This is a genomic window from Armatimonadota bacterium (assembly GCA_028871815.1).
In the GTDB taxonomy this organism is placed as follows: domain Bacteria; phylum Armatimonadota; class Chthonomonadetes; order Chthonomonadales; family Chthonomonadaceae; genus REEB205.
Genome location: JAGWMJ010000018.1, coordinates 1 through 13,345, shown reverse-complemented (window position 1 = coordinate 13,345; position 13,345 = coordinate 1). Strand labels below are relative to the sequence as shown.

At 62.2% G+C, this 13,345-nt stretch carries 12 protein-coding genes; 7 read left to right on the top strand and 5 right to left on the bottom strand.

The window, feature by feature from the left end; translation table 11 throughout:
• Nucleotides 1-71 precede the first annotated feature (71 nt).
• The 4 genes from KGJ62_15265 to KGJ62_15250 form a co-directional block, all read right to left on the bottom strand.
• Complete coding sequence (locus KGJ62_15265) at nt 72-1,274, bottom strand: hypothetical protein (GenBank protein MDE2127939.1); 1,203 nt, start codon at nt 1,272-1,274, stop codon at nt 72-74.
• Between the two features lie 256 nt (nt 1,275-1,530).
• Complete coding sequence (locus tag KGJ62_15260; GenBank protein ID MDE2127938.1) at nt 1,531-3,897, bottom strand: S8/S53 family peptidase; 2,367 nt, start codon at nt 3,895-3,897, stop codon at nt 1,531-1,533.
• Nucleotides 3,898-4,139: 242 nt separating this feature from the next.
• Nucleotides 4,140-4,652 (bottom strand): DUF421 domain-containing protein, encoded by a 513-nt coding sequence (locus KGJ62_15255; GenBank protein MDE2127937.1) that lies wholly within the window; start codon nt 4,650-4,652, stop codon nt 4,140-4,142.
• 36 nt (nt 4,653-4,688) lie between these two features.
• Nucleotides 4,689-5,231: a DUF421 domain-containing protein gene (locus tag KGJ62_15250; protein MDE2127936.1), complete on the bottom strand. Its 543-nt coding sequence runs from the start codon at nt 5,229-5,231 to the stop codon at nt 4,689-4,691.
• A 130-nt stretch (nt 5,232-5,361) separates the two neighbouring features.
• Between KGJ62_15250 and KGJ62_15245 the strand changes: the two genes are divergently transcribed.
• The 6 genes from KGJ62_15245 to KGJ62_15220 all read left to right on the top strand — a co-directional run bounded on the left by KGJ62_15245 (nt 5,362) and on the right by KGJ62_15220 (nt 11,181).
• Nucleotides 5,362-5,889, top strand: coding sequence for a DUF421 domain-containing protein (locus KGJ62_15245; protein MDE2127935.1), 528 nt, complete (start codon nt 5,362-5,364; stop codon nt 5,887-5,889).
• A gap of 33 nt (nt 5,890-5,922) precedes the next feature.
• Nucleotides 5,923-6,342, top strand: coding sequence for a hypothetical protein (locus tag KGJ62_15240; GenBank protein ID MDE2127934.1), 420 nt, complete (start codon nt 5,923-5,925; stop codon nt 6,340-6,342).
• An 82-nt stretch (nt 6,343-6,424) separates the two neighbouring features.
• Nucleotides 6,425-7,516, top strand: a complete 1,092-nt coding sequence (locus KGJ62_15235) for a hypothetical protein (GenBank protein MDE2127933.1) — start codon at nt 6,425-6,427, stop codon at nt 7,514-7,516.
• A 35-nt stretch (nt 7,517-7,551) separates the two neighbouring features.
• A complete protein-coding gene (locus KGJ62_15230) occupies nt 7,552-8,070 on the top strand; it encodes a hypothetical protein (protein MDE2127932.1) in 519 nt (172 codons plus the stop codon).
• Between the two features lie 66 nt (nt 8,071-8,136).
• Nucleotides 8,137-9,189: a hypothetical protein gene (locus tag KGJ62_15225; protein MDE2127931.1), complete on the top strand. Its 1,053-nt coding sequence runs from the start codon at nt 8,137-8,139 to the stop codon at nt 9,187-9,189.
• Between the two features lie 48 nt (nt 9,190-9,237).
• Nucleotides 9,238-11,181, top strand: coding sequence for a YjhG/YagF family D-xylonate dehydratase (locus tag KGJ62_15220; protein MDE2127930.1), 1,944 nt, complete (start codon nt 9,238-9,240; stop codon nt 11,179-11,181).
• 90 nt (nt 11,182-11,271) lie between these two features.
• Here the strand turns inward: KGJ62_15220 and KGJ62_15215 are convergent, their stop codons facing one another.
• Nucleotides 11,272-12,678 carry a hypothetical protein gene (locus KGJ62_15215; GenBank protein MDE2127929.1) on the bottom strand — a complete coding sequence of 469 codons (1,407 nt, stop codon included), beginning with the start codon at nt 12,676-12,678 and terminating at the stop codon, nt 11,272-11,274.
• A gap of 485 nt (nt 12,679-13,163) precedes the next feature.
• Here KGJ62_15215 and KGJ62_15210 point away from each other — a divergent pair.
• The coding region (locus KGJ62_15210) for a hypothetical protein (GenBank protein MDE2127928.1) at nt 13,164-13,345 on the top strand (182 nt) is incomplete at its 3' end.

Genomic DNA, 13,345 nt, shown 5'->3' with positions numbered 1-13,345 from the left:
CACCGCCGAGAATGTACCGACCGGGGCCCTGCTGCAGCTCGCTGCCAGCAGGGCCCCGTCGCTTGCGCCCGTTATCGAGCAGCCCGATAACGACCCGCGGCCAGCCGTGCAATAGCGCGTACCGGCGCCAGCTGGGCCACCAGTGAAAACGCGCCCGCCGGTCGGCACGCAGGTTCTGTCACCGCGTCGTACGCTGTCATGTGCCCCTCGGCCTGCATAAAGCAGATGTGCCCCCATAAACTGTAGCGATAGTCATCGGTCAGTCCCAGCCGCCACAGTCCGTCCAGGTAATCGGAAAACGCACCACTTTCCAGGCCGTTCCCGCTTCGGCTCAGGCCCAGCAACTGGCCGCCGCCGTTTAACCTGGCGTGAACCAGGCGTGCCATGAGGGCTGGCGACAGTACACCGCTGGAGAGCAAAAGCGGCCAATAGGTGGTGTTCGTTCGCGAGGTTGCCTCAGACTCGCGAAGTCCGCCATGAGTTGCGTCGGGCGCCAGGACCGGCAATGCATCCACTGCCGGCGTCAGCCACCAAAACGGCTCGCGCCGGTTCCAGGCGCTGCTTGCGGCGTCGGTTACGTGGAGCATCAGAAAGCCGGCGTCACTGCGCAGCCGCTCGGCTGCCGGGATGGCTCCACGGTGGTTGCGAACCACGTGCGCCCAATCCGACAAGCCTCGCGCGGCCCATGCGTTATCGTGCAGCCAAAAACCCGAAACCGTTGAACTGCCAACATGCTGTGCCGATCGGATCAACGCAGGCTTACCCTGGGCGTGCACCAGCCGCTGCAGCTGCGTGGCGAACTGATCGAGGCGGGCACGGTTCGCGCTCAGCCAAACCGCCGAGCCGCCGCGCGACATCAGCCGATATGCCGCCGTCAGCAGCTGTCCGTACGCGCCGGCCGTTGACGGGGCCGGAAGAGCGGAACCCGGACGTCCAACGTGCCGCCGCAGCCAGCTTCCAAAAAGAGCCTCAGCCGGAGCGACCATGCCCCAACGCGTCAACGCATCTACGGCGGAAACCGTTTCCTCCGCGGTCATGGAGTTCTCGGGTACCAGGGTTATGTGAGCCAGACCGATGCGAACGACCCGTTCCAGCAATGGATGCTCGAACCTCAGGGCAGCGGGGATCGGAACCGCTGAGGCCAGCTGTTCAATAGCTCCGGGGTCAATCCACGGGTCGGCCACCAGGGGCGGCGCCTCCGCGAGCAGCCCGTCCGGGCCGGAACGCGCGAGCGCCAGTACCCGCGCGCGGTACGGATCCTCGCCCGTTGACAAGTTCGTGCCATTGTACGACGGTGCACCCGGTTCAGTATTCAGCGGATCGGCCCCCGCGCTGGCTGCGTAAGACGCGACTCCAGGCGTGCAAATAAGCGAACAAGCTGGCGGGCTCTCGTCGGCCGACCATTCAGCGCGACAACGCAGTGTACCCTTGAACCCCCGATTAAACGCTTCAGCCGAATGGCTGCGAACCCAGGTTCGAACAGCCGGCAGGCCGGCATCGCCCGCACCTGCCGCCGGATCCGCAACCCACCTATGGCGTTACCGTGATTTTGCGCGTAGCAAACGTGCCGGCATACCACACCTTGATGACGGCGTAAGAGGTTTTGGTCACGACGCGCGTGGTGATGTTGAACAGCTTGTAATTCTTGCCGGTATTCAGGGGCTCACTCTTTGGAACCGCGGCCACACTGCTGTTGGAGCTGCTGATGGTGACCGAACCGGGGCTGGACGGTGCAGCCGCGGTAAGATCGATTCGAGCCGGCACCACAGTCCCCCCTTTGTACGCGGTACTGTTGTTGAAGTACAGTGACTTGATGGAGGGCAGTATCTTTACCGTGATCTGCGCCGAGTTGTTGGAGGTGTTGGACTCCGGGACCATGTAATTGGCGTTGGCGATAAGCTTGATCGTGTGGGTTCCGGCGCTGAACCGGTGCGATACTGCATCATCGATCGGCACGTAGTACTCGGACGGAATGGGTATGACCGGCACGAAGTTGTCCGTGCCGTCGATCTGCACGTCCTCCACGGACTGCGTCGCATCGTGAAAATCGATGTCGGCCACGGCTGTGGCGATCAGGTAGGTCGTGCTGTCGTTCAACTGCGCGGGCTGGCTGGGATCGCCGGGATTGAGATGCAGCGACACAACGCCCGCCCACGGCGCCGGTGGCGCCCAGGGTACCAGGTCGATCTGGTCATACAGGTCCGCATAGAGCTTGGCAAAGCGGGCTGATCCCCATCCGCTCACGTAGTCCCAGAACGGCGTCGTGGAGTATCCGTTGTCGCCGGCGACCATATCGTGGTAGACGTACAGATCTGGATAGGTGTTGAGCTGCCGGCCGATGTTGTACAACGCGGAGTTGAGGTTGCCGGTTTTTTGTTTGGCAGCCTCGTTGAACAGCGTGTTTGCGCTGGCCCAGAGCGGTGTGGAGGCGCTGGTACCGCCGACCTGATACCAGGTACCTGCACTGCGCACCCAGTAACCTGGCGAGTTTGGGTCGGCGCAGGCAGATATGTCCGGCGTTTGACGCATTCCGTTGCTGTAGCTGTTCTGCACGCCGGGACCGTACTGCCAGGCCGGCATCGGAAAGACGACGCTCAGTCCACCACCGGAGCTATCCCAAGCCTCTTCCGAAGCCCAGGCGCCATTGATCTGCCCCGTGAGGCTGGTTCCACCCACGGCTGTGCAATCGGGGTCGGCGCCAGGGTAACCGATAGAGAATGCGCCACTACCCGTGTTGTCCGCGCCGTTATCACCGGTGGAGTTGTACAGCGCCTCGCCCTGCGATGCGAGTTGGGCGAGGATGGTATGAAAGCTGGCGATATATGCGGGTCCGCCGCTCGAGCCATAGACGGCGGCTTCATCGAAACTCCAGCTGTCGGAGATCACGCCGGGATCGTCGGTGGCGATCTGGTTCCATACATCCAGGCTGCCGTTGTTCGGGCTTTCGTAGTAGTTTATTGTGGAGCGCTGGTCCTGACCGACGATCACCTCGCCATCGAGGCAGGCTTCCAGTTGCCCGTTGAAATCGGTTGCACCGCCGTCCACTTTCGTCTCCTCCAGCGTATAGCCCGCCGGCACGCCGTAGTACGTCGCAAAGTAGCTTACGTCGCCGATGGTCATTTCGGTAGGAGAGAAGATGCCCACAGTCTGGCCGGAGCCGAAGGTTCCGGCTGTTTGAAAGGCGGTGAGTTCGTAAACTTGGGTCACGTCTGCAGGGGCCAGCGGACCCGCGAAAGGAGACGGCGTACCCCCAGTCGGCGGTGTTATCGCTACAGGCATCTGGACGCCGTTTTGCTGCGCGACCATGCGCACGAAGGTACTCAGCCCGCTGATATCGTGCACGCACGGCGCAACAGAAGCGGGCACGGTCACCTGCCGGTCGGGCGCGTAGAAGTAGTCCCTGTTATCGTGTGGGTTGCCATCGCCCGCCTTTACGGTGCCACGGCTGCGGCCGGTGATCTGGATGTGGAACGCCGCTTCGGCTCCGGCCACCGTGGTCTGGCCCGTTACGAACAGGCGGTTTGCGGTAACCGCTATGTTTTTGAAGCCGGAACCGGCCAAAAACCGCGTTACCGTTGAGATCGTGTCGGCCGGCGCGCCGAACATGGCGCCGAACTGCCGCGGCGTCAGCCAGTGGTGGTACAGGCTGGATTGTGGGTCATACTGCTCGGCCACCATCTTGTCGATGTTGGCGGAGGCGGCGGAGTTCAACGCAATGGTTACATGCAACAGCGTCGCCGGGCTGGGTGTGGCAGCTGCCGCAGAAGGAAAGTTGCTTTGGGACCCAATAGACGGTACAGCTACCCGAACATCGGCAGATGCCGCGCTCATAACCCACGCCGCCAGCGTAACGGCTGCCGCGCTGGAAAAGAGGCGGTAGCGAATGAAGTGATGCATTTAAGGGATTGGCTCCTATGTAGATCCACGTCAAGGCGGTTCCATGTAAACGGAGCAAGGCCTACCGCCTGGGCACCCGGTCATGTTTGCGCCAATCTGCGCGACAACTTGTAAGACACCGTACGACCAGCAGTTGTGTAATATACACCACCGCTGCCGCGAATGGATGGCGAAATCCGGCGCGCACGGATACTCGTTTTGCGCCGACCTCCGCTGCGCACCTGTAAGTGGGCACGCGCGGCCTAAAGATCCTTGTCCTCGATCGTGGAAGCGCCGGAATCTTTGCCGCGTTTCTCAGGAATAACGCTGAGCGCGCCGTCTACCTCCAGCACCACGAGGCGCGCCTGTTGCGCTGTGAGGATGCCATGCTGCCGCAGCGCCGAGCGAAGCTCCTCTTCAGGAATATGCTCGCGCGCCAGCCGCTGATGGTAGATGCGCCCGTGGCTCACCAACACGGTCGGCACGCCGATAACTCTACGTCGCAAGCTGCCGCGCCTGAACAGAAGGCGGGCAGTCAGCCAGCCAACGGTGATGAGAACCGTGGCCGAAGTGATTCCCACCGTCAGGTTGCCGCTGCCATTCGTCATAGCGTTCTGCACGGCGTTCGCCACGGCCATCACCATGGCAAGGTCGTAGACGTTCATCTGGCCGAGTTCACCTTTGCCTAGCAGGCGAAAGCCCAGCACCACCACCACGAGAATGATGAATGTGCGGACGGCTATCGCCGAGAGGTACACGATAAACGGCAGCGTCATCCCGCACGACCTCCCAATTCCGGCCAAGCGGCTGCATCAGCCAATTCGCATCGCCCTGAAGTGATGCCGCGTCCGGAACGTTCCAGCTGCCGACGGAACCACGCTGATGGTGCCGTCGACCTCAAGAACCGCCATTTGAACCATCGAGATATCGTTGATGCCATGTTCGCGCAGGGCCGCCATGACCTGTTCCTGGGATATTCCCTCCTTCGCCATCCGGTCGCGAAGCATCTTGCCGTTGTGCACGATCAGCCGTGGGCCGCCGACCATAACCGCCTGTACACGAGCTGAGCGTATAATCAAAGCCGCGAGCGCGCGGTTCAAGAGCAGCAGCGTACCAGCCGCCACGATACCGCCGGCCAGCGAGGTGTCGGAGCCGACCATGGCATTTTGAACGGCATTGGCCAGAATGATGATCAGGACAAGGTCGTAAATGGTCATCTGGCCCAGTTCACGCTTTCCCAGAAGGCGCAAGCCGATGATAAGGAACAGATAGATCAGGCTGGTTTTGCCCGCGATGACCAGGGAACCACGCGCTGAGGGATGTGAGAAGACCAGAGCCAGCCATTCATGCAGCATAAGCGCCTCCGGACCGGAGAAACCGTTGGACAGCTATCATTGTGAAACAACGGGCAGCATATTCGCGGCGGCGATAACAGCTGCCACGATGATGCAGATTGGCGTTGAGTTCCGATAGAGGAGAGCCCTGGTGATTGCCGGCTCAATCAATGAGCTATTAACGGTTGTCGGCAGCACGCTGGTTATCTACGCGGTGCTGATCGGCTTGATTCGCGTTTTGGGCCGCTCCATCACGGCGCAACTCGGCGCCGTAGACCTTGCGGTGATCCTGGTTCTGGGCAGCGCTGTTGAAACGGCGATGGTACACGGCGATGTGTCGCTCCCGGCGGGCCTTGAGTGTGCCGCCACCCTTCTAATAGCCAACCGCATTATTGCCGTACTGGCGCTGCGTTATCCGGCCGCTCGACGGCTGGTATCTGCAGGCGCGGTCGTACTGGTGCGCGATGGACAGCCGGTTGAAGAGAACCTGAAGCGCACCGGCCTTACGATTGATGATGTGCTTCAGGCGATCCGCGAACGCGAGTGCGATGACCTGGCGACGGTAGCGTATGCCGTGCTGGAGGAGGATGGCGAGATCAACGTGATCGAAAGCGATGCGGCTGTCAGCGCGGCTGAAGGAACTGCACGGAGGAGCGGCGAATCGGCAATAACAGAGTAGGCGGCGGAAGCGTGGACGGGCCTTTGATATTGCATGACCACTAACACCAACGCGCCGACCGATGGCGTTAGCGAAGCGCCCGTTCCGGTTGCGCCTGCGGTTCCGCGCCTCAACCTGCCCCAGCCCGCGGTAGCCACTGCCGTATCGCGGCTAAGGCTGCCACTCAATCTCCGCGGTTCGAATCCACGTCTGATCTGGTTGATGTGGGGCAGTACGGCGGTGGTTTGGGTGGCGTCGATCGGGCTGCATCTTTACGTGTTTGGTGCGGTTTTGGATCTGGGCGCTACAGCTCTCGGCGGCGTATTGGCAATGATGCCGAACCGGATTGACAAGCGCAACGGCATCTTAAAGCTTGCGCTGCAGTTCTCAATTCTGGTTGCCACCGCACTGCTTCTTGCCCACGGCGGCATGCTCCGTGGGTTTCTCCACGACGCGGTCAGGAACGTACCATAAGGTCAGGCAGCGCACGGTATACATCTCGGTAAGTTTGCGCTAAACTCATCACCTCCGAACCCATTGAGATCGGCGGCAGGTGATGGACGAGAACCGTAATCAAGACTCGCGGACACCGATGCCGGAGGCGCAAGCAAACGGCGCAGCTGCCTCAGCAATCGATAATCCACTGGAGGAATCGCGCGAGCGAAGGCTCGCCGGGCTGCAGCGCCGACTGCACCGTGACTCGGCCTCCGCCGTTTTGTTGGAATCGGCGAGGGCCGGTGTTGAGTGTGACCCTGCAACACTGGCTGCTGCTACGCGGTTTCTGAGGCGCCCACGATCAGCAAACGAGCGTGAGTTGCGGGCCATCGCCGCGGCGTTGGAGCTTCAACCGGAAGGCTCACTCTCTCATGAACCACTGTATTCATCGGTTTGCGCGCTGGCCGCGATGCCGGATGACCGAGACGACCCTGGGCTGGTCGTTCGTTACTCGGTCGGGTTGGGTTTGGCAGGCGCGACAATAGCGACGCTCTCGATGCGGGGCCTGAGTCCGGCAGACTTTGTGGGCGTACTCCTTGGAGTCACCGTTTTGCTTTCGGTACTTGCCACGGTGCCGGCCCTATTCATTACTGAATGCGTGGTACGAAAACGCGTGAGCCGCGTGCGCACCGGCGCGCGAGCGGCGGCCTGCCGGCGCCCGTCGCCTATTGCCCTGGATGCTTTACTGAAAGGCTACATGAACACGCGACGGCAGCAAAGGGTGGAAGCGTGGTGGGCGCTGAAGTTCCAAATGGAGCGCGCTGAAGAACACTACTACGCCGCCGCGCCACCGACCACCGTACCTGGACTCATCCGGCTGCTGCACATACGCAAGTCGCCGGCTCAAATACCGGTGCTGAATGCGCTGACGCTGTTTGGCGATGGCAGAGCCGTGCCGGAAGTTGAGCGTGTGCTCAAGTCGCGTCCCGATGCGGAGGTAGCCGCTGCCGCCGAGACCGCGCTGGCCGTGCTTCTGAGCAGGCGCAATGAGGAGCAGTCGTATGGCACGCTTCTGCGCGCGGGACAGGCTCCATCCAATGCTCACACGCTGGTTCGCGCAGCCGCGGGAGCGCCCGTGCAGCCGCAGGAGCTGATGCGGCCGGCTGAGCCTGCGGCAGATTCCGGGAACAGCCCGTCCTTCGAGTTCAAATGAGGAGAGGTACTCTGAAAACCATCAGGCGTATGGCTATGATCGCAGTAACACTCCTGGCATCGTCAACACCGGCGTTTGCTGTAGGGGTGGATGGTGCGGGTACGAAACCAGACGCGATTGCGCCCGTCTACCACCTGGAGAGCGGAACGCCGTCGTGGGATGGCTATGCCCATCTTCGCCTGGGTATGGGATTCGGCCGCCGCGTTGCTTTTGCCGGCGGTTTCGATGTTACTTTGACCGGCGCGCACCTGGCGCCAGCCTGGAGGACTCGTATCGATTTCGACGCTATAATCCCCTTCAGTTCTGCCAGCTTTGTGGGGCTTCCGGGCTCGGTGCTGGCTCTATCTCTCGATCAGGTAGTCGATATCGGGAATTCGCATCGCTCGTACGTGGGGGTTGGCGCCGGACCGTATGTCAACAGCGGACGACTGGCGCTAGGGGCGAAGATGCTTGTTGGCACACGCATCTCATCCGCACTCACCGGCGAGGCCGCTCTCCTCTTTACCGGCGCCGGCCGGCCTGTAGCCGAGGTTGGCATTCGAGTGGCGCTGTAAAGCGCGCGTAGCTTAACCATCGAGGTGCATTCCATCGAGCCGCAATCTGAACGAGACCACACGGAAGTGGCACCGGTGGACGGCGATCTCACCGATGTGACGGAGCCATCGGAGCCCGACGGCGATGCGCTGGACCAGGCGCACGTCTCGCACTACATCGATTTGCAGATTGAAGAAGCAGACGACCTCACCAGCGTGCTGAAGTCGCTTTCGAAGTCGGACCCGATCCGCAAACTGGCGCGTCGAATCCTGAGTCAACAAGCGGTTTCAAATGCCGACATCCGGCCCCTACTTCAGGCGCTGCTGAGGCCATCGGAATACAGTTGGAAGCAGCAGCGTGTGGCGGCGTGGTCACTCGGCAGATTGACGCTGGCCGGCGACGAGCGACGGGCAGCTTTGGCGATGCTGCGTCAGGCTGCAGCGTATCGCCGGTCCATCTCCTGCTGGGCCGCCATACGGCGGGCGTGCAGTGAGTCATGGTTCGTGGCGGTTGCGGCGGTCGGAGTGCTGTACTGGTTTCATGTTGTGGATGTCTTCCCTGAGGCCTTCGCGGCGTTCCTCGCTGTAATCGGGACCGCAGCATTATCAACCTGGTGTGCGGGGCGGACACATCGATCCCGAGTTCGCGCGGCGGCGATCCATGCCCTGCGCCGTCAGCCGGACGCAGCGAATGTCGATACGCTGGCAGCGCTGACCGAGGTAAGCTCCGGGATTATCGGAAGAAGCGCGCTTGATGCACTTCTTCCTTCCCTTGCCACGATCAACACCGAATATGCGGGAAGCATCTCCTCGTCAGCCCTCCAATCCCTGGCTCACCTTGCCGCTTCGTTCGGCGATGATCGACCGGCAATGGATGAGACCGCAAGGCTTTGCGTGTTACGGGCTCTGTCATACGTCGGTGACGCCACCTCGATGTCCGCGTTGGAGCGACTCGCCCGCGACCGGCGCGTGCGCCGATCGACAGCTTTGAGTCACGCGGTACAAACCGCGATCAGTACCATCGCGGCACGCGTAGAGCGGCAGCGTGGCGCCCACACCCTGCTCCGGCCGGCTGTATCCGCCGTAGGTGACGACTCCGCGCTCCTTCGGCTGCTGAATGGCTCTGACGGTGAACCCTGAGGCTGCCGCCGGCAGTGCGGTTTGTGTTGAGCACGGTCGGACCCACTCATGACGCAACGCGCATCGATCTACGACGTGCAAACGCGCGCCACCGGCCCTGTGGGCGCGCTCCCGCTTACCGCGGAGATGCTCCGCCATGAGCCGAGCGGCAACCTGTTTGGCTGGAGCCAGGATGTGGGCATGGGGCTGCCGCCACAGTCGCTCGGCCTTCCGGAGTTCCTGCTGCTGAGCACACAGGGCGGCATCCGCCGGCCAGATGGAGCGCCACTGGCGCTTGGCTACCATACGGGCCACTGGGAGGTTGGGCTCTTGATGGAGACCGCAGCGCGCGTTCTGTGGCAGCTGCGCTGTATTCCGTATGCGGCCTTCTGCTCGGGCCCTTGTGACGGTCGCACGCAGGGCACAGCAGGGATGATGGACAGCCTGGCCTACCGGAACGATGCCGTATCGGTCTTCGGGCGTCTCATCCGGAGCCTGCCGAAGCGCCGCGGTGTTATCGGAATCGCCACGTGCGACAAAGGGCTGCCGGCGATGATGATGGCCCTTGCCGAAGCCGGATCTCTGGCCGGCGCGCTCATTCCCGGCGGCGTGACGCTGCCGGCCGAAGATGGTGAAGACGCCGGCAAGGCGCAGACCATCGGCGCGCGCTTCGCCCACGGGATGCTCACGGTAGAAGAGGCCTCAGAGATCGGCTGCCGTACGTGCGCCACTCCGGGCGGTGGCTGCCAGTTCCTGGGTACGGCCGCCACGGCGCAGGTGGTGGCCGAGGCGCTTGGCATCACGGTTTGCCATGCTGCGCTGGCGCCGAGCGGCCAGCCGATCTGGCACGATACTGCGCGCCGGACGGCCGAAGCCGTGGTGGCGATGGAGAAACGCGGGCTGCGGCTGTGCGATGTGATAACCCCGGCAGCGATTCGGAACGCGATGGTGATCCACGCTGCGTTTGGCGGATCCACCAATCTCCTGCTGCACCTGACGGCAATCGCGTTCTGCGCGGGGCTTACCAGGCCGAGCGTCGACGACTGGCGTGAGGTCAACCGCATGACCCCGAGGATCGTGGACGCGCTGCCGAACGGACCGGTAGGCCATCCGACGGTGCAGGTCTACCTGGCAGGCGGGGTGCCTGAAGTGATGCTCGCGTTAAAAGATACCGGGCTTCTGAATCTGGAATGCCTGACGGTTGAGGGTAATACGCTGCGGCAGCGCATTGAGCGGTGGGAGCGCTCGGAGCGGCGGGCTTGCCTGAAACAGCGGCTGCTGGATGCCGACGGGGTGCGGGCTGACCGGGTCATTATGAGTCCCGCAGCGGCGCGCCAGCTTGGCCTGACGCCGACACTTTGCTTCCCAACGGGCAATCTGGCGCCGGAGGGAGCCGTGATCAAAAGCACCGCGATCGATTCGCGGGCGTTGGTCAACGGAAACCGGTATCGCATCACCGGCCGCGCTCGCGTTTTTGTAACGGAGCGCGACGCAGTCGCCGCGATCAAGGCGACCGGCGCGGCAGAGCCGATCCGGCCGGGCGACGTGGTGACTCTCATTGGGCGTGGGCCAATGGGCTGCGGCATGGAAGAGATCTACCAGGTGACCTCGGCCTTGCGCTATCTGGACTGGGGCTGGCGCGTTGCCGTGATTACCGATGCGCGTTTCTCGGGCGTCAGCACAGGAGCGTGCATCGGGCACGTCAGTCCGGAAGGGCTGGCCGGAGGTCCAATCGGCCGACTGCAGGATGACGACGTGATTGAAATAGACCTGGACCTGACGAGCCTGGATGGCCGGTTGAACCTGGTCGGCGCCAATGGTGTGACGCATGGCGCCGACTGGGGAGCAACGCAGTTGGCGCTCCGTGATCCACATGCCGCCATGGCGCCCGACCCGGACCTGCCGGAGGCCACACGACTCTGGGCAGCGCTGCAGAGGGCCAGCGGCGGCGTGTGGGGCGGCTGCGTTTATGATGCCGAGGCTATTGAGCGGCGCCTGCGTTCAACGGGGTAACGGCACGCCAGAGTAACCACCGTCGTGGTGACGACTCATCGACGTGCCGCCGGCGCGCCTCGCCCTATCCCCGTTGAACCACAGCACAGCCTACGGATACTGACCCACCATGCCCCGTTCGGTGCTTTGGAGGCCGCTCATGTTCTCCTCGTTCGTCGCAAAGTCCTCATGGCCAGAGATGTCCGATGCAAGACCGCCTCCACCGCTGGCGCCTAAAAAGAATCCCGGGGGCGCTTTGAGGAAGTTGGCGCTTAACCTGGCGCCCGTGGGGCCCACCTTTATCAGGAACATGTAACTCGTTGCGTTGGTACCGGTGCCCGTCATGGATCCCTTGAAGATCGAATTGCCGCTCTTGGTTACCACCAATTGCTCCACACCGGTCGTCTGCGGGAAAGATGCTGGTACCGCATACTGGCTGATCCATGCGAAGTTATCATTGGCGTCAAACTGAGCGACTCCAGGACGCAAGTTGGAAACACCGCCTATCCAGATCGTATCACTGGCGCCGAAGGCTATTTGCGTGTAGGTAGAATCCGTAAAGGACCCGTTCGCCAGCACACGCTGCTCCAGTACATCGCCATTTGTATCGAATTTCTGAAGGGTTGTGCCGACGGCGGTCTCCGCGCCGTTGGTGGTTGACCCCACGGTATACGCTAACTTGGAGTTGGCATCCACAGTGATACTGCGGCCATCACCGAAAGACTGTCCAGGGACCTTAAACTGGCGTAACCACACCAGACTACCGTTGCCGGCCGCAAACATGCCCGTGATCTCGGTTGAATTCTGCAAGGTTCCTTCGAACAGGACGTCGCCGGAACTGTCGGTGCCCATTGCCGAGATCGTTGCGCCGGTGCCCGTACCGCCCCAGTACTCGCCAACCCACATTGGTGAGCCAACCTGATTCACCTTCAGCACTTCCGCAACCTGTACGTCGGTAACCTGCGGCAAGAACGCAACAAACAGGCCAGTCATGGCTATAGACACGTTGCCGGATGAGTCCACGGCCAGATTGTTACCAGAAAAGTTACTGGAGGCATTGAATGGCATCTTCGAATCAAGGTACGCGCGCAAGAAGAGGTAAGCCCCATTGGACGCGAGATGTGCCAGGAGCGTCTCGCCAGGAAATGGCGACGTTGAGTTTGCACTGACAAAGATGTCGCCCTGCGGCCTGATCGCCAGCGACTGCCCAAAGCAGTTTGCCGGGCCAAGCTGCGCCCACTGCCGCACCCCGGCCTGATTGAACTGCACCACTTCAAACGTATTCTGTGCTGAGGTGGCGCCCGCCAGGTTGATTAGAACATCCACGTTGCCGCTGCCATCCACCACGAGCGCCTGGCAGCTCGTCGCACCATTCGCCACAAGCGGATCCGCAATGGTGCGCTCCCATTGCGCCTGCGCAGCCACGGTGACGGCGGTCAAAACGGCAGCAGTTGAGGCAGTGGCGAGCCAGCGCACCCAGCCTCGACTCCGTTGACCAATGTAGGTTCCTGCATTCATCGCGTCGTCCTTTCCGGGCCGGCAAGAGTGGCCCCGTTCGTGGCGTCGCAGCAGCCAAAGATGGCGCCACGCCTGGTGATTTGCGGTGTATTCGCGCGTCGTTGGGGCGATTCCTTCTTCGAGCCCGCAGGCGCAGCGACGGCGCGGCGTTGCCAACCGGCGGTATTTGTGGTAGACCGGTATCGAAGGGCCGAAATTGGGATTCAACGGAGCAGCGCCGATGAACCGGAACACTTCAGGCAGCCGCGCAACGCGACGCGGCCTGTCCGACTTGGCCGTTTAATCAGCTTGCGTTGACCCACCTGTGCGTGCTGCTGTTCGGAATCCCGCATTTCCGCTCGGTTCCAAGTTCCAGCGTCGTCATTCTGGCGGGAATGCGTGTACGGCGTTGCCCCGGACCTCACCAGTTCGCGCCGGCCATCATCTATCCGTTCTATTTCGGGTACCGACACGCCCCCATTCATCCCCCAGAAGGAAAGAATGCCATGAAGAGCGCCTATCTTGCGGCTGCGATCTTTGCAGCCACCCTGGTCGGCTCGGGATGCGGCGGCGGAGCCGGCCTGGCCACAGTCACTCGCACGTCACGTCCCCGGACGGTCGACGGCATCACGTTCAGCCAGGTCGTCACTAGAACTACGAACTCTGGGACCAGTTGGCTGTCGATAAC

What these genes read in the sequence shown, in the direction of transcription:
- KGJ62_15260 (MDE2127938.1), bottom strand. Translation starts at nt 3,897, where the DNA reads ATGCATCACTTCATTCGCTACCGCCTCTTTTCCAGCGCGGCAGCCGTT.
- KGJ62_15255 (MDE2127937.1), bottom strand. Translation starts at nt 4,652, where the DNA reads ATGACGCTGCCGTTTATCGTGTACCTCTCGGCGATAGCCGTCCGCACA.
- KGJ62_15250 (MDE2127936.1), bottom strand. Translation starts at nt 5,231, where the DNA reads ATGCTGCATGAATGGCTGGCTCTGGTCTTCTCACATCCCTCAGCGCGT.
- KGJ62_15240 (MDE2127934.1), top strand. Translation starts at nt 5,923, where the DNA reads ATGACCACTAACACCAACGCGCCGACCGATGGCGTTAGCGAAGCGCCC.
- KGJ62_15235 (MDE2127933.1), top strand. Translation starts at nt 6,425, where the DNA reads ATGGACGAGAACCGTAATCAAGACTCGCGGACACCGATGCCGGAGGCG.
- KGJ62_15230 (MDE2127932.1), top strand. Translation starts at nt 7,552, where the DNA reads ATGATCGCAGTAACACTCCTGGCATCGTCAACACCGGCGTTTGCTGTA.
- KGJ62_15220 (MDE2127930.1), top strand. Translation starts at nt 9,238, where the DNA reads ATGACGCAACGCGCATCGATCTACGACGTGCAAACGCGCGCCACCGGC.
- KGJ62_15215 (MDE2127929.1), bottom strand. Translation starts at nt 12,678, where the DNA reads ATGAATGCAGGAACCTACATTGGTCAACGGAGTCGAGGCTGGGTGCGC.